Origin of the sequence: Streptomyces glaucosporus, from assembly GCF_039533345.1 — a bacterium.
GTDB classification, from domain to species: Bacteria; Actinomycetota; Actinomycetes; order Streptomycetales; family Streptomycetaceae; genus Streptomyces; species Streptomyces glaucosporus.
In genome coordinates this window covers 81,535-101,155 of the sequence record NZ_BAAATJ010000023.1, presented here as the reverse complement: position 1 = coordinate 101,155, position 19,621 = coordinate 81,535, and the positions used below count along the sequence as shown (strand labels likewise).

Sequence of the window (19,621 nt, the reverse complement as noted above, 5' to 3'; positions counted from 1 at the left end):
TCCGGGCGCCCGCGCGGACTTCGCCGTCCACGACGAGACCGACGGCCTCTGCCTGGCCACGGTCCTCGCCGGCCGCCTGCTCCACCGCCGGGCTTGACCTCACCAGGGCTTGTCGCGCTTTGGTATGTCCCCGTGGTTCTCGCACCCCAGGTGTCCGGCGACATTGCGCGCCACGTGCTGGAGGATGTCCATGTTCAATGTGATCGAGTCCAGACCGCCCTTGCCTCCGACAAGCCGGTGGCCGTAGGAGAATCTTCCGTGTATCACGGGGGGAGCTTTCCCTTCCTCTCTGGTTCCAAGCGGACGGCACTCAAAGTAGATATCGGCGTAAGTGTATGTTGACAGCGCTTGCAGAGAGAATGGAAAATACATCTCGCCGACCACTTTTGTTTTCCTATCGGGAGGAACCTCCTTTCGGTCGTAGGGCTCGAAAGAGATTCGTGGAGTCGGAGGATCGTCTCCTTCCGCGGGATTGATTCGACAGAACACCTGGGATTCTTCTTTTCCGGCCCCTCTCAGTGTGCTTGATGCCTGGGCGGCGAATGCCTTCAAGTCTGCACTGGATTCTTTTTTGAATGATTTTGACGCCGTCACTTTTTCGACGGCAGAAGCGGCCACTTTCGAAAGTCCTCCACATACCGATTCCGCAGCAATTTTTTCACCTTCGGTATTGTTGAAGCAGGCAGATGCAGTCAGTATGGCGAGCCCGGCAAGCAGGACGGAATTTATGGATGGCTTGTTTATTTTCATGGAAAAGTTTTCAGTTCCCAAGGTGCCGGATGTCGATTTCGTGTCAGGATCGCGGATATGTTATTGTGGCTTTCTTTCTGGAGTTTTATTTCCTGCTCAGGGTATTGATCCTCTTCACTCGAATAGCGGGGCGATGTCGTTGCGTCCGCTGTCGTACAGGCTCTCGAGGTTCAGATTATTCAGCCAAGGGTCATCCTCTGGAATCCCGTGGGCATTGACAAAAGCGTCAAGCGGGTCCACGGACCTGATCTTTCCGCGGTTGTAGAACTCGGTTGGGTCGATGTCGTTCTCCTTCTCGAACTCCTTCATTCGCTCTTCCAATTGCCGGTTGAGGGAAATCTCGTACTGCGTTTCTGTGGCACTTGCCACTCCTTCAATGACTGCAGGAACCGCGAAAGTCGCCAGGGTGGCAGCTCCCCCTCCAAAGGGTAGAGTCAGGATGCCTACGCCGATTCCAATCCCCTGACCCAATGCAAATTTTTCCCACTCTGCCGCTTCAGTCAACTTGCGCTCTTTCTCCTCCTTTTCTTCGTTGTATTCATTCTGAATGTCGAGAGACCGTGCGCCATCAATAATTCCGTTGAATTTGGCTCCTGTTTCAACGATGATCTTTGCTTCGCTGTCTGGTTCGGGATGTACTCTCATCAGGGATGCGGTGTATTCTTGCTGAGCCGCCGCGAGAATCTCGTAGCTTCCTTCTTGTCTTCCCACCGAAGCGAGGAATTTTGCTGCTACATCTGCGTCGACATCGAAGTGGCCGGGACCCTCCTTGTGTCGGAAAGCTGCTCCCCGAGTGTTCTCGTTGTACTCGGCGCTCCCGAAGTCCGATACAGCCCAGGCCAGGTCATCCATGTAGCCGGCCCCCATCCTTGCCAGACTGCTTCCGATACCAGGCCGGTCAGCGGCGTAGTCCACATCGTCGCTGACCACAGTGACAACTTGGCTCATGACGTTCGCTGTCGCGTCATCACGGTTCAGGCCGAGATCAGGGCGGTCATAGGGAACGCCGAGAGCAGCAGCCTCCAGAGCATGCCCCAGTTCTTCGTAACCGTACCCTTTGTTTGGCTTTTCGCCGGTGGTTGAGTCCTGGATCCAATCACGTTCGCGCATCAAATAGTCGAGAAAAGGGCTGAGGTTACCTTCAGGGCTGGGTTCTATTGCCCATGGCACAGATTCGAACATCACCTTGGCGGCCTCTGGATTGTGTCCCAGGGCCTCCATGTAGCCGGCCATGGGATCGTTCCCCGAGTCGGAACCAAAGCTGAGGCGTGCTTTGTGTTCACCGAGATACCAGAGTTCTTTGAGATCTCCTTCGTGTTCTTTCTCGAAGTAGTAGAGTTCGGTTCCGTAGTCCTTCAGGAACTCGGTCTCGAATTCGCCGTGCCGCATCAGGCTGCTCATGATTGAGAAGCCGTAAGACCCTTGGCTCGGGGTCATCGCCGCTGCGCCCGAGTGAGTGAAGTAGATGCGCTCGTCACCGAGCTTGACCATCTCCTTCTTCCACTCCCGCATGGCGTCGCTCTGCGAGTGGGTGGCGGCGGCGAGTGTGTGGGAGAGGGACTTCTGGATCTTCGCCAGGGTCTTCCTGGCCTCGTCGTCGGAGTGTTGCCGTTGATCGGCGACGCTCTGCCAGAACCGCAGGACCCCTTCAGGGCCGACCTTGGTGGCGAATCGCTCGGCGAAGTAGGGGTCGCCCTCGTGCTTCCTGAGCAGCCGGTTGAACTGCACGAGCTGCTCGTCGGTCATGTCCCGTCCGAGCGAGGCGAGTTCGACGAGAGCGTCGGCGTCCTTGCGGGCCTCGCGACGTCCCTTCTGGGCGTCCCCGATGCTGTTGAACATGTCCGGATGGAAGCCGGGGGAGCGCCCGTTGGGGTCCTGGGACAGTGCCCAGTGCAGTGCGGTGTCGGCCTCGGTGGCGTCGGCGAGGGCGGTCTTGATCCGGTCGTTGTAGCCCCGGATCACGTCCTCGTAGGACTGTTTGAGGACGGCGAGCCGATTCGGCTCCTTCTTGTCATCCGGGTCGAGGTACACCAGCCCGGCGGGGGAGAGCTTCAGGTTCCGGTCCTCGGCGACCTCCGCGGCGACGTCGCGGATCCGTTTCTGGGCGGAACGGAAGCTTTCCAGTGCGCTGTCGAGCAGCCGATGGACGTCCTTGGCCTCCTCCGAGGCGTTGTCCATCTGCTTCTCGACCTGATCGAACTTCTTGAAGGCCGCCTCCGCCGCTTCCCCCTCCCAGTCGGAGTTGCGCAGGGACTTGGACACCTCGGACTTGAAGGAAGTGGAGATGGTGTCGAACTGGCCCGGGAGGTTCTTCCACTTGGCGACCGCCTCGGACAGCGGCGAGAGGTCGGCGTCCTTGACGGCGTCGTAGCTCAGTGTCACTTCTTCTCGTCCTTCTCGTCCTGCTTCAGCCCGTCGATCACCTTGGCCTGGTCGCTGTCCTCGCGTTGGAGTTCACTGGCCGCCGAGCGCAGCGGCTTTGCGACACCGTTGTCCAGCAAGTTCTGGAGGTACTTCATCTGTTCGCGCCAGCGCTCCTGAAAGGTGGCGAACGCGGCGGCGGACTTGAAGCCCTTCAACCCGTCGGCGATCTGTTCCGTCTCCTTCATCGCGGCGTTGTCCGCCTTGGCGAAGTCGCCTCGGATGGCGTCGGTTCTGCCGGCGCGCTCGGTGAGTTCGCCGGGGGTGACACGGAGCTTCTTTCCGGAACCACCCCCGCCGTGCCCGTTGAGGCTCATGCGGGTCTCCCGCTCCTGCGTGGCCTTGGCCACGAGTTGGGCCCACTCCTCGTCGAACGACACGGCTCCCCCTGTGATCACAGCGCCGACACTTCCGGACTCTCTGTGTAACCGGTCCGGCGTCCGGAGACCAAAGAGTTGACGCAGGAGGTGTGGTGCACCGTCTCTTTCGAGCCACCGGTGGGGCGCGCGGCCACCGGGCCGGGAGGTGCCGCCTCGCGCCGCGGTGAACACCGCGGGGCCCGGCGCGGGCCGGACGCGGCGGTCGCTCACGGAACGCGGGCCGCGGTCGTCCCCGGCGTCCCCCGCCGGGGCGGCCCAAAGGGGCGGAGGCCGTCCCTGCCACAATGGCCGCGTGACGCGCGCATCCCTGGACAAGCAGCCCCGTGAAGTCGCCGCGATGTTCGACAAGGTGGCGGCCCGGTACGACCTCACCAACGACGTGCTCTCCCTCGGCCAGGACCGGGTGTGGCGGCGGGCGGTCACCCGGGCCGTGGACGCGAGGCCGGGGGAGCGGGTGCTCGACCTGGCGGCCGGGACGGGGACGTCGTCGGTGCCGTTCGCGAGCGCCGGGGCGTACACCGTGCCGTGCGACTTCTCCCTCGGGATGCTGCGCGAGGGGAAGAAGCGCGAGCCGTGGATGCCGTTCACGGCCGGCGACGCGACGCGGCTGCCGTTCGCGGACGACGTCTTCGACGCCGTCACCATCTCCTTCGGGCTGCGGAACGTCCACGACACCGACGCGGCGCTGCGCGAGATGCTGCGGGTGACCAAGCCCGGCGGGCGGGTGGTGATCTGCGAGTTCAGCCACCCCACCTGGGCGCCGTTCCGCACCGTCTACACCGAGTACCTGATGCGGGCCCTGCCGCCGCTGGCGACCGCGGTGTCCAGCAACCCGGACGCGTACGTCTACCTCGCCGAGTCCATCCGCGCCTGGCCGGACCAGCCCGCCCTGGCCCGCCGGCTCCAGGACGCGGGCTGGACGAGGGTGGCCTGGCGGAACCTGACGGGCGGGATCGTCGCCCTCCACCGGGGATTCGCCGCGTAGGGGCGGTTCCTGACGGGCCGGGAGGGGCGGACGGCGGGGGCGTCCCTTCCGGACGGGCGGTCGGACGGTCCCCCTAGACTGCACACGTCCAGTGCCCGGCGCGACCGGCACGTTGAACACCGAGACCCGCGGGAGTCCGTCGTGGCCGAGTCCTCCTCGAAGTCCCCCTCGAAATCCTCCGCGAAGGCAGTCTCCGAGCACAGCGCCGACGTGATCGTGGTCGGGGCCGGTCCCGCCGGATCCACCACCGCCTACCACCTGGCCCGCTCCGGGCTGGACGTCCTGCTGCTGGAGAAGACGGCCTTCCCCCGGGAGAAGGTCTGCGGCGACGGACTGACGCCGCGCGCGGTCAAGCAGCTCGTCGCGATGGGCATCGACGTCTCCGAGGAGGCGGGCTGGCTGCGGAACAAGGGCCTGCGGATCATCGCCGGCGGCACCCGCCTCCAGCTCGACTGGCCGGAGCTGGCGAGCTTCCCGGACTACGGACTGGTCCGCAAGCGCGACGACTTCGACGAGCAGCTGGCCCGGCAGGCCGAGAAGGCCGGGGCGCGGCTGTACGAGCGGTGCAACGTCGGCGCCCCGATCATCGACGAGCGGACGGGGCGGATCACCGGCGTCGAGGCGAAGCTCGGCGAGGAGAAGAAGCCGGTCTCCTTCCACGCGCCGCTGGTGATCGCGGCCGACGGCAACTCCACGAGGCTGTCGGTGGCGATGGGCCTGCACCGGCGCGACGACCGGCCGATGGGCGTGGCCGTGCGGACGTACTTCACCTCGCCCCGGCACGACGACGACTACCTGGAGTCCTGGCTGGAGCTGTGGGACCGGCGCGGCCCGGAGGACCGGCTGCTGCCCGGCTACGGCTGGATCTTCGGGATGGGCGACGGCACCTCCAACGTCGGACTGGGCGTGCTCAACACCTCGTCGTCGTTCAAGGAGCTGGACTGGCGCGAGATCCTCAAGGCGTGGTGCGCCTCGATGCCCGAGGAGTGGGGCTACACCCCGGAGAACATGACGGGTCCGATCCGCGGCGCGGCCCTGCCGATGGCGTTCAACCGGCAGCCGCACTACACGCGGGGCCTGCTGCTGGTCGGCGACGCGGGCGGCATGGTCAACCCGTTCAACGGCGAGGGCATCGCGTACGCCATGGAGTCCGGGCAGATCGCGGCCGACGTCGTCGTCCAGGCGCACGCCCGGCAGACCCCGGCGCAGCGGGAGCTGGTGCTGCGCCGCTACCCGCGGATCCTCAAGGACACCTACGGCGGCTACTACACGCTGGGCCGGGCGTTCGTGAAGCTGATCGGCAACCCGAAGATCATGAAGCTGGCCGCCGAGCGCGGTCTGACGCATCCGCTGCTGATGCGTTTCACGCTGAAGCTGCTGGCCAACCTGACGGACCCGACGGGCGGCGACGCGATGGACCGCATCATCAACGGGCTGACGAAGGTGGCCCCGAGGGCCTGAACCGGTCCCGGGCCGGTGCGCGCCGCGCACCGGCCCGGGAGCCGGGGGAGGGGCGGGTCAGCCGCCCCACTGGTCGTGCGCGAGCTTGCCGACGAGCGCGACCACGACGACGAGCATCACGATCCGCACGAAGCCGCTGCCGCGCTTGAGGGCCATGCGGGCGCCCAGGGTGCCGCCCGCCAGGTTGAACAGCGCCATGAACGGCGCGAGGGCCCACAGCACCGTCCCCTGCCAGGCGAACATCGCGAGCGCGCCCAGGTTCGTGCCGACGTTGACGACCTTGGCGGTCGCCGACGCCGTCACCATGTCCATCGAGAGCAGGGCGACCAGGCCTATCACCAGGAAGGTCCCGGTGCCCGGGCCGAGCAGCCCGTCGTAGAAGCCGATGCCGGCGCCGACGACCACGATCGCCGTGACCACCCGTCGCCGGGTGACCGCGCCGCCGCCCGGCTTCTGCCCGAACTGGGGCCGCAGGACGACGAAGGCCGCCACCGCCAGCAGCAGCACCATGATCAGGGGGCGCAGGACGGCGCTGTCCACCCCGGCCGCGAAGAAGGCGCCGCCGACCGCCGCCAGGGCCGCCACCCCGCCGAGCCGGGCGGCGAGCCGCACGTCGACGGGCGCCTTGCGGGCGTACGTCACCGCCGCCGCCGAGGTGCCGACGACGCTGACGGCCTTGTTGGTGCCGAGCGCGTACACGGGGGCGAGCTGCGGGAAGGCGATCAGCAGCGCGGGCACCTGGAGCAGCCCGCCGCCGCCGACCACCGCGTCCACCCAGCCCGCCAGCGCGGCGGCGACGCACAGCAGCACCGCCGTGGTGAGGGTCAGGTCATGCACCGGTCCGAACGCTCCTGCCGCGGCCGTACGCGTCCGGCACCCGGCCGGCGGGGGGTATCGGCGCGCCGGGGCGGGCGGTGCCGGGTGGCAGGAGGGGGAGGGGAGGAGCGGGGAGGTCGGCACGAGGCCGCGCGGATGTCGTCATGGGGAGCAGTCTCCGCTATCCGGACACCCGCTCACCAGGGAGTTCCGTGGTGTGGACGTGCCGCGGGACGCACCTGTGCCGGGCCGTCGTCCCCTCCCGCCGGGGGGAGGGGACGACGGCCCGGCGGTGGCCGGGTGATCAGAGGACGCGGACCGCGCCGGTCGGCGGGTCGTAGTCGAGGGACCGCTCGACGACGCCGGTGGAGGGGTTCTGGGCGCCGACGAAGCGGCCGTTCCCGATGTAGACGCCGACGTGGTAGGCGCTGCCCGCGCCGCCCCAGTAGAGGATGTCGCCGGGCTGGAGGTTGCTCAGGGAGACCTGGGTGCCCGCCGTGGACTGGCTCTGGGAGGTCCGGGGCAGGCTGATGCCGATCTGCCGGAAGGCGGCCTGGGTGAGGCCCGAGCAGTCGTAGGCGCTGGGGCCGGTGGCGCCCATGACGTAGGACTTGCCGACCTGCGCGCGGAGGAAGCCGATGAGGGTCGCCACGTTGCCGCCGCCGGTCGGGGCGGGGGTCTCCGCGGTGGCGGTGGTGGTGAGGGTGGTGCGCTGGGCGTCGCGGGTGGCGCGTTCCCGGGCGGCGCGCTCGGCGCGTTCCCGTGCGGCGGCCTCCGCGGCCTTCCGCTTCGCCTCCTTCTCGGCCTTGGCGCGCTCGGCGGCCTGGTCGATGGCCTTCTCGGCGGCCTGGGTGCGCGCGGCCTCCGCCTCGTACCGGACCGCGATCGCCTGCGTCGCGTCGACGGCCTGCTGGGTTCCGGCCGCCAGGTCGGAGGTGATCGTGGGCATCTCCACGGTGTCGGCGGCCGGCTGCTTCTCCTGGGCGGAGGAGGGAGCCGCCGCGGCGGTCACCGCGAGGGTGCTGAGGACGCCACCGGCAACGCCCGTCCGCAGCAGGGGGTTCCTGCTCGCACGGCGGGGTTTCCGGTGGCTGCGTATGTGGGCGGTCTGGGACATGACACCACGGCTACCAGTCGCCGCGGGTTCCGTTCAACAAAGGTGTGTTGCGCCACACTCGCCGTGTACGCGTCCGGTTGAGGTCTTGCCACGCACTCCTGCGGCCTCTTCCGGAAGCCGATCATTGCCCCGCTAGAGGGCTGTGACCATGACATTGTCCGATTGATCCATTTCGCTCTCCGGAGCTAGCACGCGGGGTCCTCCCGGTGCAAAGCCGCGGTTCCGCGGAGGCGGTCGCCGTGGCGAAGGTCACAGGTTGAGCACGGTTTCACGATCTCGCCGGGCCCGGCGGCCCGGCGGGGGCGTCCGCAGAGGCGTCCGGCGGCCCGCCGGGGGCGATTCCGGCGGGTGCCCCGGAGCGGAGTGCGCCTTTAACAAGTGAACGCGTCCAGCGCAAATTTGCGTGTAGTGGTCACCATTTGATATTGCAGAACGCCTCCGACCAGCGACGACGCGGTGGAATGTCACGTGTGGTGATCGGCTGGCCGCTTCGCGTGTGAAGATCGCCCTCCATCCGCCTTCATGATCCTTCGTCAGGTGGTGAAGATCACAAAGTCGTTGCCGCACCCCGTGTCGCAGATCACAGAGTGACGGGCATAGGATGCAGTCGAATCGGGCTTGTGAACTGCCTCACATGTGCGCGATCTTCGCGAACGGCACACCGGTCCGGAAACGGCCCGCAGCGGCCCGCCGACAGCGTCGTCGACTGGAAGGAGCGAGGAGCGGTGAACGTCTACACGCCCATCCTCGTACTGGGAGCCCTCGGGGCAGGCTTCGCGGTCTTCTCCGTGGTGATGGCCTCGATCGTCGGCCCCAAGCGCTACAACAGGGCCAAGCTCGAGGCGTACGAGTGCGGCATCGAGCCCACCCCGCATGCCGCGGGCGGCGGGCGCTTTCCGATCAAGTACTACCTGACGGCGATGCTCTTCATCGTCTTCGACATCGAGATCGTCTTCCTCTACCCCTGGGCCGTCACCTTCGACGCCCTGGGGCTGTTCGGGCTCGTGGAGATGCTGCTCTTCGTGCTCACCGTCTTCGTCGCCTACGCCTACGTCTGGCGGCGCGGCGGCCTGGAATGGGACTAGGGGCGTACACATGGGTATCGAAGAGAAACTGCCGAGCGGCTTCCTGCTGACCACCGTCGAGAAGGCAGCGGGCTGGGTCCGCAAGTCCTCGGTCTTCCCGGCCACGTTCGGTCTCGCCTGCTGCGCCATCGAGATGATGACCACCGGAGCCGGCCGCTACGACCTCGCACGCTTCGGCATGGAGGTCTTCCGCGGCTCCCCCCGCCAGGCCGACCTGATGATCGTGGCCGGGCGGGTCAGCCAGAAGATGGCGCCCGTGCTGAGGCAGGTCTACGACCAGATGCCGAACCCCAAGTGGGTCATCTCCATGGGCGTCTGCGCCTCCTCCGGCGGGATGTTCAACAACTACGCGATCGTGCAGGGCGTCGACCACATCGTGCCCGTCGACATCTACCTGCCCGGCTGCCCCCCGCGCCCCGAGATGCTGCTGGACGCGATCCTCAAGCTCCACCGGAAGATCCAGGAGGAGAAGCTCGGGGTCAACCGCGAGCAGGCCGCGCGCGAGGCGGAGGAGGCGGCGCTGAAGGCGCTTCCGACGATCGAGATGAAGGGGCTGCTCCGATGAGCGACGGACAGACAGGCGGCAACGGCGCCGTCCCCGCGCCGCGCGAGGACTCCGGCGAGGTGATCGACGTCCGCCGGGGCATGTTCGGCGCCAAGGAGGGCGGCGACACCTCCGGCTACGGCGGACTGGTGCGCACCGTGCGGCTGCCGGGCGCGTCGAGCCGCCCCTACGGCGGCTGGTTCGACGAGGTGGCCGACGAGCTGGAGGGCGCGCTCGAGGAAGAGGGGCTGGTGCCCGGGAACGTGATCGAGAAGACGGTCGTGGACCGCGGCGAGATCACCTTCCACATCGCCCGCGAGCACCTCCCGGCCGTGGCCCGCATCCTCCGCGACGACCCCGCGCTGCGGTTCGAGATGTGCACCGGCGTCAGCGGCGTCCACTTCCCCGGAGACAAGGGACGCGAACTGCACGCCGTCTACCACCTGCGCTCGATCACCCACAACCGGCTCATCCGGCTGGAGGTCGCCGCGCCCGACAGCGACCCGCACATCCCGTCGATCGTCTCGGTGTACCCGACCAACGACTGGCACGAGCGCGAGACCTACGACTTCTTCGGCCTGATCTTCGACGGCCACCCCGCGCTCACGCGGATCATGATGCCCGACGACTGGCAGGGCTTCCCGCAGCGCAAGGACTACCCCCTCGGCGGCATCCCCGTCGAGTACAAGGGCGCCCAGATCCCGGCTCCCGACCAGCGGAGGTCGTACAGCTGATGAGCACCTCGCACGCAACCCCGCACGCCACCGCGTCCGCCAGTGCCCGCGAGACCACCGAGGGCACCGTCTACACCGTCACCGGCGGGGACTGGGACGAGATCGCCGCCGCGGCCGCCAGGGGCGACGACGAGAAGATCATCGTCAACATGGGGCCGCAGCACCCGTCCACGCACGGCGTGCTCCGGCTCATCCTGGAGATCGACGGCGAGACGGTCACCGAGGCCCGCTGCGGCATCGGCTACCTCCACACCGGCATCGAGAAGAACCTCGAGTACCGGACGTGGACGCAGGGCACGACCTTCGTCACGCGCATGGACTACCTGACGCCGTTCTTCAACGAGACGGCGTACTGCCTGGCGGTGGAGAAGCTGCTGGGCATCGAGGACCGGGTCCCGGACCGGGCCAGCGTCATCCGCGTGATGCTGATGGAGCTCAACCGGATCTCCTCCCACCTGGTGGCCATCGCCACCGGCGGCATGGAACTGGGCTCCACCACGATCATGATCTACGGCTTCCGGGACCGCGAGATGGTCCTGGACCTCTTCGAGCTGATCACCGGCCTGCGGATGAACCACGCCTACATCCGCCCCGGCGGCCTCGTCCAGGACCTCCCGGCCGGCGCGATCGACCAGGTCCGCGAGTTCGTCAAGAAGATGCGGAAGAACCTGCCGGAGTACGACAAGCTCGCCACCGGCAACCCCGTCTTCCAGGCCCGCCTGAAGGACATCGGCTACCTGGACCTGGCCGGCTGCATGGCGCTGGGCGCCACCGGGCCCATCCTGCGCTCCACCGGCCTCCCGCACGACCTGCGCAAGGCCCAGCCGTACTGCGGATACGAGACCTACGACTTCGAGGTCGCCACCGCCGACACCTGCGACTCCTACGGCCGCTTCCTGATCCGGCTGGAGGAGATGCACCAGTCGCTGAGGATCGTCGAACAGTGCCTGGACCGGCTGGCGGAGCCCGGCCCGGTGATGGTGGACGACAAGAAGATCGCCTGGCCCGCGCAGCTCGCGATCGGCCCGGACGGGCTGGGCAACTCCCTGGACCACATCAAGAAGATCATGGGCACCTCGATGGAGGCCCTGATCCACCACTTCAAGCTGGTGACCGAGGGCTTCCGGGTACCGCCCGGCCAGGCGTACGCCGCCGTGGAGTCCGCCAAGGGCGAGCTGGGCGTGCACGTGGTCAGCGACGGCGGGACACGGCCGTACCGGGTCCACTTCCGCGACCCGTCCTTCACCAACCTGCAGACCATGGCGGCGATGTGCGAGGGCGGCCAGGTCGCCGACGTCATCGTCGCCGTCGCGTCCATCGACCCCGTGATGGGAGGCGTCGACCGGTGACAGAGGTATCGCTCGGGATGCCCCAGCTCCCCGCCCCCGACTACCCGGCCGAGGTCCGCGCCCGGCTGGAGGCGGACGCGAAGGAGATCATCGCCCGCTATCCCGGCAGCCGCTCCGCGCTGCTGCCGATGCTCCACCTGGTGCAGTCCGAGGAGGGGCACGTCACGCCCACCGGAATGCGCTTCTGCGCCGAGATGCTCGGCCTGACCACGGCCGAGGTCAACGCGGTCGCCACCTTCTACACCATGTACCGGCGCAAGCCGTCGGGCGACTACCAGGTGGGGGTGTGCACCAACACCCTGTGCGCGGTGATGGGCGGCGACGCCATCTTCGAGGCGCTCCAGGAGCACCTCGGCGTCGGCAACCAGGAGACCACCGGGGACGGCAAGGTCACCCTCGAACACATCGAGTGCAACGCGGCCTGCGACTACGCGCCCGTGGTGATGGTCAACTGGGAGTTCTTCGACAACCAGACGCCCGAGAGCGCCAAGCGGCTCGTCGACGACCTCCGCGCCGGACGCGAGGTGCGGCCCACCCGCGGCGCCCCGCTGTGCACCTTCAAGGAGACCGCGCGCATCCTCGCCGGCTTCCCCGACGAGCGCCCCGGAGCCGTGGAGGCGAGCGGCAGCGCCGGGCCCGCCTCGCTGGCCGGGCTGAGGCTCGCCAAGGGCGAGACGCCGGGACCGAAGGTCGTCCCGCCGCGCGGCGGGGAGGCGCCCGCCTCGGCCGGCCGGCCCACCACCCCCACCGGCGAGGCGCCCGACCCGCACCCCAGCTCCCACGACGCCCCGCGGAAGACCGCCGCCTCCGACCCCGACAACCCGACCGGACCGGTGACGAAGGAGGGTGAGTGATGGCCGCCGAATCGCCGGAGAAGCTGCTGTCACCGGTGCTCTCGGCCTTCTGGGACGACCCCACGTCCTGGACGCTGGAGACCTACCGGGCGCACGAGGGCTACGAGGGCCTGCGCAAGGCGCTGGCCATGAAGCCCGACGACGTCATCGCCTACGTCAAGGAGTCCGGCCTGCGCGGCCGCGGCGGCGCGGGCTTCCCCACGGGCATGAAGTGGCAGTTCATCCCGCAGGGCGACGGCAAACCCCACTACCTGGTGGTCAACGCCGACGAGTCCGAGCCGGGCACCTGCAAGGACATCCCCCTCCTCTTCGCCAACCCCCACGCCCTCATCGAGGGCATCGTGATCGCCTGCCACGCGATCCGCTCCAACCACGCCTTCGTCTACCTGCGCGGCGAGGTCGTCCCCGTGCTGCGGCGCCTCCACGCGGCCGTGCGCGAGGCCTACCGGGCGGGCTACCTCGGGAAGAACATCCTCGGCTCGGGCCTGGACGTCGAGCTCACCGTGCACGCGGGCGCGGGCGCGTACATCTGCGGCGAGGAGACCGCTCTCCTCGACTCCCTCGAGGGGCGGCGCGGCCAGCCCCGGCTCCGTCCCCCCTTCCCGGCCGTCGCGGGCCTGTACGCGTGCCCCACCGTGGTGAACAACGTCGAATCCATCGCCTCGGTTCCCGCGATCATCCACCGGGGCAAGGAGTGGTTCCGCTCGATGGGCAGCGAGAAGTCCCCGGGCTTCACGCTCTACTCGCTCAGCGGCCACGTCGCCAACCCCGGCCAGTACGAGGCGCCGCTGGGCATCACCCTGCGCCAGCTGCTCGACATGAGCGGCGGCATGCGCCCCGGCCACCGGCTGAAGTTCTGGACCCCGGGCGGTTCCTCGACCCCGCTGCTCACCGCCGAGCACCTCGACGTCCCGCTGGACTACGAGGGCGTCGGCGCCGCCGGCTCGATGCTCGGCACCAAGGCGCTCCAGTGCTTCGACGAGACCACCTGCGTGGTGCGCGCGGTGACCCGCTGGACGGAGTTCTACGCCCACGAGTCCTGCGGCAAGTGCACCCCCTGCCGCGAGGGCACCTACTGGCTGGTCCAGCTGATGCGCGACATCGAGGCCGGCAAGGCGTCCATGGCCGACCTCGACAAGATCGCCGACATCGCCGACAACATCAACGGCAAGTCCTTCTGCGCCCTCGGCGACGGCGCGGCCAGCCCGATCTTCTCCTCCCTGAAGCACTTCCGCGAGGAGTACGAACAGCACGTCACCGGGCGCGGCTGCCCCTTCGACCCGGCCAAGTCGACCCTGTGGGCCGACGACACCACCGCACACCTGGAGGTGAACGCGTGACCGTCACCACCGACGCCAAGGCCTCCGGGGACGAGGCCCGGCCGCCCGAGAAGAAAGAGGACACGGTCTCGCTGACGATCGACGGCATCGAGATCAGCGTGCCCAAGGGCACCCTGGTCATCCGCGCCGCCGAACTGCTCGGGATCGAGATCCCCCGTTTCTGCGACCACCCCCTGCTGGACCCGGCCGGCGCCTGCCGCCAGTGCATCGTCGAGGTCGAGGGCCAGCGCAAGCCCATGGCGTCCTGCACGATCACCTGCACCGACGGGATGGTCGTCAGGACGCACCTCACCTCGCCCGTGGCCGAGAAGGCCCAGCGCGGCGTGATGGAGCTGCTGCTCATCAACCACCCGCTGGACTGCCCGGTCTGCGACAAGGGCGGCGAGTGCCCGCTGCAGAACCAGGCCATGTCCCACGGGCAGGCCGAGAGCCGCTTCGAGGGCCGCAAGCGGACCTACGACAAGCCCGTGCCGATCTCCACCCAGGTGCTGCTGGACCGCGAGCGCTGCGTGCTGTGCGCCCGCTGCACCCGCTTCTCCAACCAGATCGCGGGCGACCCGATGATCGAACTGGTGGAGCGGGGAGCGCTCCAGCAGGTCGGCACCGGAGAGGGCGAGCCCTTCCAGTCGTACTTCTCCGGCAACACCATCCAGATCTGCCCGGTGGGCGCGCTCACCTCGGCGGCGTACCGGTTCCGCTCCCGCCCCTTCGACCTGGTCTCCTCGCCGAGCGTGTGCGAGCACTGCGCCGGGGGCTGCGCCACCCGCACCGACCACCGGCGCGGGAAGGTCATGCGGCGGCTGGCCGCCGACGACCCCGCGGTCAACGAGGAGTGGATCTGCGACAAGGGCCGCTTCGCGTTCCGCTACGCCCAGCAGCGCGACCGGCTCACCCACCCGCTGGTGCGCGACCCCGGCACCGGCGAACTGCGGCCCGCGAGCTGGCCCGAGGCCCTGGAGGCCGCAGCCCGCGGCCTGTCGGCGGCCCGCGGCCGCGCCGGGGTGCTCACCGGCGGACGGCTGACGGTGGAGGACGCCTACGCGTACGCCAAGTTCGCGCGGGTCGCCCTCGGCACCAACGACGTCGACTTCCGAGCCCGCGTCCACAGCGCCGAGGAGGCCGACTTCCTCGCCGCCCACGTCGCCGGACGCGGAGTGGACGTCGACGGGTCGGGCGTCACCCACACCGCGCTGGAGAAGGCCCCGACCGTCCTGCTGGTCGGCATCGAGGCCGAGGAGGAGGCCCCCGGCGTCTTCCTGCGGCTGCGCAAGGCGCACCGCAAGCACGGACAGCGCACCTACGCCCTGGCCACCCACGCCACCCGCGGCCTGGTGAAGGCCGGCGGCACCCTGCTGCCCGCCGCGCCCCACACCGAGACCGAGTGGCTGGACGCGCTGGCCGGCGGCGTGGGGCTCGACGAGCAGGGACAGAAGGCCGCCGAGGCGCTGCGCGCCGAGGGCTCGGTGATCGTCGTCGGCGAGCGGCTGGCCGCCGTGCCCGGCGGTTTCACCGCCGCCGTCCGGGCCGCCACCGCCACCGGCGCCCGCCTGGTGTGGATCCCGCGCCGGGCCGGCGAGCGCGGCGCCGTCGAGGCCGGGGCGATCCCGACGCTGCTGCCCGGCGGACGCCCCATCGACGACCCGCGCGCCCGCGAGGAGACCGCCGCCGTCTGGGGCGTCGCCGACCTGCCGCACCGCCACGGCCGCGACACCGGCCGGATCGTCGAGGCCGCCGCGAACGGCGAACTCGCCGCGCTGGTGGTCGCCGGCGTCGAGGTCGCCGACCTGCCCGACCCGGAACTGGCCCTCCGGGCGCTGGACGAGGCGCGCTTCGTGGTCAGCCTGGAGCAGCGGCCCTCCGAGGTCACCGAGCGGGCCGACGTGGTCTTCCCCGTCGCCGCGGTGGTGGAGAAGGCCGGCTCCTTCCTCAACTGGGAGGGACGCCACCGGCCGTTCGAGGCCGCGATCAAACCCGACCAGCTCACCCGCCGCAGCGTCCCCGCCGACGCCCGCGTCCTCCACATGCTCGCCGACGCCCTCGACGTCCACCTGGGACTGCCGGACGTCCGGACGATCCGCGCCGAGATGCGGCGGCTGGGCACCTGGCAGGGGCCGCGCGCCACGGGCCCGGAGGAGACCACGCGGCAGATCCCGCGTCCCGCAGCCGGGGAGGCGGTGCTCGCCGGCCACCGGCTGCTCCTCGACCGGGGCCGGCTCCAGGACGGTGACGAGGCGCTCGCCGGGACCCGGCACGCCGCCGTCGCCCGGCTGTCGGCCGCCACGGCCGCCGAGGCCGGGGTCGCCGACGGCGAGGAGCTCACCGTCACCGGTCCGGCCGGGAGCGTGACCCTGCCGCTGGCGGTCACGCCGATGCCCGACCGCGTGGTGTGGCTGCCGGTCAACTCGGTGGGGAACGGCGTCCACCGCGACCTGGGCACCGTGCCCGGGCGGCTCGTGAGGCTGTCGCCGGCCGCCGGGTCCGCCGCGACCGCCCCGACTGCCGCGACCGTCGCGGACACGGAGGAGACGAAGGGGGTGGAGGCGTGATGAGCTCGCCGGTCCTGTCCGCCGGGACGGTACTCCTCGCCGAGGAGGACCTGTCGATGTTCGGCACCGATCCCTGGTGGCTGATCGCGCTCAAGGCGGTCTTCTGCTTCGCGTTCCTGATGCTGACCGTGCTGATCTCCATCGTGATGGAGCGCAAGGTCGTCGCCTGGATGCAGCTGCGGATCGGCCCCAACCGGCACGGCCCCTGGGGCATGCTCCAGTCGCTCGCCGACGGCATCAAGCTGATGCTCAAGGAGGACGTCAACGTCAAGGCGGCCGACAAGGCCGTCTACATCCTGGCCCCCATCGTCGGCGCGATCCCGGCCTTCATGGCCATCGCGGTGATCCCCTTCGGCCCGCCCGGCAACGAGGTGTCGATCTTCGGCACCCGCACCGCGCTCCAGCTCACCGACCTGCCGGTGGCGGCCCTGTACATCCTCGCCACCGGCTCCGTCGCCGCCTACGGCGTGGTGCTGGCCGGCTGGTCGTCGGGCTCCACCTACCCGCTGCTCGGCGGTGTGCGGGCGACGGCGCAGGTCATCTCCTACGAGGTGGCGATGGGCCTCAGCTTCGCCGCGGTCTTCCTCTACTCCGGGTCGATGTCCACCTCGACGATCGTCGGGGCGCAGACCGACACCTGGTTCGCGGTGCTGCTGCCGGTGTCGTTCCTCATCTACATGGTGGCGATGGTCGGCGAGGCCCACCGGGCGCCGTTCGACATGCCCGAGTCCGAGGGCGACCTGGTCGGCGGCTTCAACACCGAGTACTCGTCGATCAAGTTCGCGATGTTCATGCTCGCCGAGTACGTCCACATGGTCACCGTCTCGGCCCTGGCGGCCACCCTCTTCCTGGGCGGCTGGCGCGCCCCCGCGCCGATCAGCACCTACTGGGAGGGCGCCAACCACGGCTGGTGGCCGATGCTGTGGTTCGTCCTCAAGGTGAACCTGCTGCTGTTCCTCTTCGTCTGGCTGCGCGGCACGCTCCCGCGGGTGCGCTACGACCAGTTCATGAAGCTGGGCTGGAAGGTCCTCATCCCCGTCTCGCTGGTCTGGCTGATGCTGGTCGCGACCGTGCGGGCGCTGCGGAACGAGGGCTACGGATTCGGCGACATCGTGCTGTGGGTCGCCGGCGCGGCGCTGGTGATGGTCGTGCTGTCCTTCGTCTACGACACCTTCCGCGAACGCAGGGAGCGCGCGGAGGAGGAGAGCGTGAAGGCGGCCGGATCCGAACCCTTCGACCCGATGGCGGGCGGCTACCCCGTGCCTCCGCTGCCGGGACAGACCCTGCCGCCCGTACCGCGCAGGCGGCCGCGCCGCGAACGGGAGACCGTGGGCGTGACGGCCGGCGCGGACGGCGAGTCCAGCGAGACCGGCAAGGCCAGGGAGGCCGACGATGCCTGAGTTCGACAACCCGGTGGCCGGCTTCGGCGTGACCTTCAAGGCCATGTTCAAGAAGCGGCTCACCGAGCAGTACCCCGAGCAGAAGAAGCCCACCGCGCCGCGCTTCCACGGCCGGCACCAGCTCAACCGCCACCCGGACGGGCTGGAGAAGTGCGTCGGCTGCGAGCTGTGCGCCTGGGCCTGCCCGGCGGACGCGATCTACGTGGAGGGCGCCGACAACACCGACGAGGAGCGCTACTCGCCGGGCGAGCGCTACGGCCGCGTCTACCAGATCAACTACCTGCGCTGCATCCTGTGCGGCCTGTGCGTCGAGGCGTGCCCCACCCGGGCGCTGACCATGACCAACGAGTACGAACTGGCCGACCGGTCCCGCGAGTCGCTCATCTACACCAAGGAGGAGCTGCTCGTGGGGCTGCAGGACGGCATGGTCGACACCCCGCACGCGATGTACCCGGGCACGACCGAGCAGGACTACTACCGCGGCATGGTCACCGGGGCGGCCCCCGGCACGGTCCGGCAGGAGGCCCGCTCCAAGGACCAGGAGGGCTCCGGGGGCGCGGCGCCGCAGGAGGCCTCCAGCACCTTCGGTCCCGGGGAACCGGCCTCCGAGGCGGTGAGCGGGAAGTGACCGCCACCACCCTCCTCGCGGCGACCTCGACCTCCACCGGCGAGGCGGTCCAGTTCTGGATCCTGGGCACCGTCGCGGTGCTCGGCGCGCTCGGCACCGTCCTGATGAAGCGGTCGGTGCACTCGGCGCTCTGCCTCGCCGGGACCATGATCGTCCTGGCCGTCTTCTACCTGGCCAACGGCGCGTACTTCCTGGGCATCGTCCAGATCGTCGTCTACACGGGCGCGGTCATGATGCTCTTCCTGTTCGTGCTGATGCTCGTCGGCGTCACCGCCGCCGACTCGCTGAAGGAGACGATCAGGGGCCAGCGCTGGCTGGTGGCCCTGTGCGGCCTCGGCTTCGGCATCCTGCTGATCGCCGGGATCGGCAGCGCCTCCGTCGAGAGCTTCGCCGGCCTCGGCGCGGCCAACGCCGGCGGCAACGTCCAGGGCCTGGCCCGGGCGCTGTTCACGGACTACGTGTTCGCCTTCGAGATCACCGGCGCGCTGCTGGTCACCGCGGCCGTCGCCGCCATGGTGCTCACCCACCGCGAGCGCACCGAGCGCCGGAAGACCCAGCGGGAACTGGCCGAGCAGCGAGTCCGCGAGGGCAAGCACCTGCCGCCGCTGCCCGCGCCCGGCGTGTACGCCCGGCACAACGCCGTGGACATCCCCGGCCTGCTGCCCGACGGCACTCCCTCCGAACTCACCGTCAACGCCACCCTGCGCGAGCGCGGCCAGGTGCGGGACGTCTCCCGCGAGGCCCTGGCCGACCTGGCGGCGCTGGAGCGGCGGACCGGGGAGTACCTGGGGCGGAAGGGGACGGTGCCGCGTGCCGTGCGGAGCGCGGCGGACGTCCGGGACGACATCTCCGACGACGCACCGGACACGGGCGGCGGCCGTGCCGGGGACCGTGACAGGGAGGCCGCCAAGTGAACCCGGTCAACTACCTCTTCCTGGCCGCCCTGCTGTTCACCATCGGGGCCTCGGGGGTACTGCTGCGGCGGAACGCGATCGTCGTGTTCATGAGCGTCGAGCTGATGCTGAACGCGGCCAACCTCGCGCTCGTCACCTTCTCCCGGATGCACGGCAACCTCGACGGCCAGATCATCGCGTTCTTCACGATGGTCGTCGCCGCCGCCGAGGTCGTGGTCGGTCTGGCGATCATCGTGACGATCTTCCGCTCCCGCCACTCGGCCTCGGTCGACGACGCCAGTCTGATGAAGCTGTAAG

The 19,621-nt window shown here is 69.3% G+C and carries 18 protein-coding genes; 13 read left to right on the top strand and 5 right to left on the bottom strand.

What is annotated here, in order from left to right:
* Nucleotides 1–99 precede the first annotated feature (99 nt).
* From ABD358_RS21905 to ABD358_RS21895, 3 genes are all read right to left on the bottom strand, one after another.
* Complete coding sequence (locus tag ABD358_RS21905; RefSeq protein WP_344632808.1) at nucleotides 100–750, bottom strand: hypothetical protein; 651 nt, start codon at nucleotides 748–750, stop codon at nucleotides 100–102.
* 114 nt (nucleotides 751–864) lie between these two features.
* The gene (locus tag ABD358_RS21900) at nucleotides 865–3,132 is read right to left on the bottom strand and encodes a PPE domain-containing protein (protein ID WP_344632807.1); all 2,268 of its coding nucleotides are present in this window, start codon (nucleotides 3,130–3,132) and stop codon (nucleotides 865–867) included.
* Nucleotides 3,129–3,569, bottom strand: coding sequence for a WXG100 family type VII secretion target (locus ABD358_RS21895; RefSeq protein ID WP_344632806.1), 441 nt, complete (start codon nucleotides 3,567–3,569; stop codon nucleotides 3,129–3,131). Before ABD358_RS21895 ends, ABD358_RS21900 begins: the two co-directional genes overlap by 4 nt.
* 274 nt (nucleotides 3,570–3,843) lie before the next feature.
* Here ABD358_RS21895 and ABD358_RS21890 point away from each other — a divergent pair, with 274 nt between their 5' ends.
* On the top strand, nucleotides 3,844–4,536 hold the full coding sequence (locus tag ABD358_RS21890) for a demethylmenaquinone methyltransferase (protein ID WP_344632805.1): 693 nt from the start codon (nucleotides 3,844–3,846) through the stop codon (nucleotides 4,534–4,536).
* A 141-nt stretch (nucleotides 4,537–4,677) separates the two neighbouring features.
* Nucleotides 4,678–5,997 carry a geranylgeranyl reductase family protein gene (locus ABD358_RS21885; protein ID WP_344632804.1) on the top strand — a complete coding sequence of 440 codons (1,320 nt, stop codon included), beginning with the start codon at nucleotides 4,678–4,680 and terminating at the stop codon, nucleotides 5,995–5,997.
* Nucleotides 5,998–6,054: 57 nt separating this feature from the next.
* Here the strand turns inward: ABD358_RS21885 and ABD358_RS21880 are convergent, their stop codons facing one another.
* Nucleotides 6,055–6,834, bottom strand: coding sequence for a sulfite exporter TauE/SafE family protein (locus ABD358_RS21880; RefSeq protein ID WP_344632803.1), 780 nt, complete (start codon nucleotides 6,832–6,834; stop codon nucleotides 6,055–6,057).
* 283 nt (nucleotides 6,835–7,117) lie between these two features.
* The gene (locus ABD358_RS21875) at nucleotides 7,118–7,930 is read right to left on the bottom strand and encodes a C40 family peptidase (protein WP_344632802.1); all 813 of its coding nucleotides are present in this window, start codon (nucleotides 7,928–7,930) and stop codon (nucleotides 7,118–7,120) included.
* A 725-nt stretch (nucleotides 7,931–8,655) separates the two neighbouring features.
* Between ABD358_RS21875 and ABD358_RS21870 the strand changes: the two genes are divergently transcribed.
* From ABD358_RS21870 to nuoK, 11 genes are read left to right on the top strand one after another with little or no spacing between them, the layout of a single operon-like run.
* On the top strand, nucleotides 8,656–9,015 hold the full coding sequence (locus ABD358_RS21870; RefSeq protein WP_344632801.1) for an NADH-quinone oxidoreductase subunit A: 360 nt from the start codon (nucleotides 8,656–8,658) through the stop codon (nucleotides 9,013–9,015).
* Between the two features lie 10 nt (nucleotides 9,016–9,025).
* On the top strand, nucleotides 9,026–9,580 hold the full coding sequence (locus ABD358_RS21865; RefSeq protein WP_344319907.1) for a NuoB/complex I 20 kDa subunit family protein: 555 nt from the start codon (nucleotides 9,026–9,028) through the stop codon (nucleotides 9,578–9,580).
* Entirely contained in the window at nucleotides 9,577–10,293 is a 717-nt protein-coding gene (locus ABD358_RS21860; RefSeq protein ID WP_344632800.1) for an NADH-quinone oxidoreductase subunit C, read from the top strand. The genes ABD358_RS21865 and ABD358_RS21860 overlap by 4 nt, the downstream gene beginning before the upstream one ends.
* Nucleotides 10,293–11,642: an NADH-quinone oxidoreductase subunit D gene (locus tag ABD358_RS21855; RefSeq protein WP_344632799.1), complete on the top strand. Its 1,350-nt coding sequence runs from the start codon at nucleotides 10,293–10,295 to the stop codon at nucleotides 11,640–11,642. Before ABD358_RS21860 ends, ABD358_RS21855 begins: the two co-directional genes overlap by 1 nt.
* Nucleotides 11,639–12,496: an NADH-quinone oxidoreductase subunit NuoE gene (nuoE, locus tag ABD358_RS21850; protein ID WP_425576383.1), complete on the top strand. Its 858-nt coding sequence runs from the start codon at nucleotides 11,639–11,641 to the stop codon at nucleotides 12,494–12,496. Before ABD358_RS21855 ends, nuoE begins: the two co-directional genes overlap by 4 nt.
* A complete protein-coding gene (nuoF, locus tag ABD358_RS21845; RefSeq protein WP_344632798.1) occupies nucleotides 12,496–13,836 on the top strand; it encodes an NADH-quinone oxidoreductase subunit NuoF in 1,341 nt (446 codons plus the stop codon). Before nuoE ends, nuoF begins: the two co-directional genes overlap by 1 nt.
* Nucleotides 13,833–16,382 carry an NADH-quinone oxidoreductase subunit G gene (locus tag ABD358_RS21840; protein WP_344632797.1) on the top strand — a complete coding sequence of 850 codons (2,550 nt, stop codon included), beginning with the start codon at nucleotides 13,833–13,835 and terminating at the stop codon, nucleotides 16,380–16,382. The genes nuoF and ABD358_RS21840 overlap by 4 nt, the downstream gene beginning before the upstream one ends.
* Nucleotides 16,382–17,782: an NADH-quinone oxidoreductase subunit NuoH gene (nuoH, locus tag ABD358_RS21835; RefSeq protein ID WP_344632796.1), complete on the top strand. Its 1,401-nt coding sequence runs from the start codon at nucleotides 16,382–16,384 to the stop codon at nucleotides 17,780–17,782. The genes ABD358_RS21840 and nuoH overlap by 1 nt, the downstream gene beginning before the upstream one ends.
* Nucleotides 17,775–18,410 (top strand): NADH-quinone oxidoreductase subunit NuoI, encoded by a 636-nt coding sequence (nuoI, locus tag ABD358_RS21830; protein WP_344632795.1) that lies wholly within the window; start codon nucleotides 17,775–17,777, stop codon nucleotides 18,408–18,410. The genes nuoH and nuoI overlap by 8 nt, the downstream gene beginning before the upstream one ends.
* Nucleotides 18,407–19,324 carry an NADH-quinone oxidoreductase subunit J gene (locus ABD358_RS21825; protein WP_344632794.1) on the top strand — a complete coding sequence of 306 codons (918 nt, stop codon included), beginning with the start codon at nucleotides 18,407–18,409 and terminating at the stop codon, nucleotides 19,322–19,324. Before nuoI ends, ABD358_RS21825 begins: the two co-directional genes overlap by 4 nt.
* Nucleotides 19,321–19,620 carry an NADH-quinone oxidoreductase subunit NuoK gene (gene nuoK, locus ABD358_RS21820; protein WP_344632793.1) on the top strand — a complete coding sequence of 100 codons (300 nt, stop codon included), beginning with the start codon at nucleotides 19,321–19,323 and terminating at the stop codon, nucleotides 19,618–19,620. Before ABD358_RS21825 ends, nuoK begins: the two co-directional genes overlap by 4 nt.
* Nucleotide 19,621 lies beyond the last annotated feature (1 nt).

Bases quoted from the DNA above. Each gene is read 5' to 3' on its own strand.
- ABD358_RS21905 (WP_344632808.1), bottom strand. From the start codon at position 750: ATGAAAATAAACAAGCCATCCATAAATTCCGTCCTGCTTGCCGGGCTC.
- ABD358_RS21875 (WP_344632802.1), bottom strand. From the start codon at position 7,930: ATGTCCCAGACCGCCCACATACGCAGCCACCGGAAACCCCGCCGTGCG.
- ABD358_RS21865 (WP_344319907.1), top strand. From the start codon at position 9,026: ATGGGTATCGAAGAGAAACTGCCGAGCGGCTTCCTGCTGACCACCGTC.
- ABD358_RS21860 (WP_344632800.1), top strand. From the start codon at position 9,577: ATGAGCGACGGACAGACAGGCGGCAACGGCGCCGTCCCCGCGCCGCGC.
- ABD358_RS21855 (WP_344632799.1), top strand. From the start codon at position 10,293: ATGAGCACCTCGCACGCAACCCCGCACGCCACCGCGTCCGCCAGTGCC.
- nuoF (WP_344632798.1), top strand. From the start codon at position 12,496: ATGGCCGCCGAATCGCCGGAGAAGCTGCTGTCACCGGTGCTCTCGGCC.
- nuoH (WP_344632796.1), top strand. From the start codon at position 16,382: ATGAGCTCGCCGGTCCTGTCCGCCGGGACGGTACTCCTCGCCGAGGAG.
- nuoI (WP_344632795.1), top strand. From the start codon at position 17,775: ATGCCTGAGTTCGACAACCCGGTGGCCGGCTTCGGCGTGACCTTCAAG.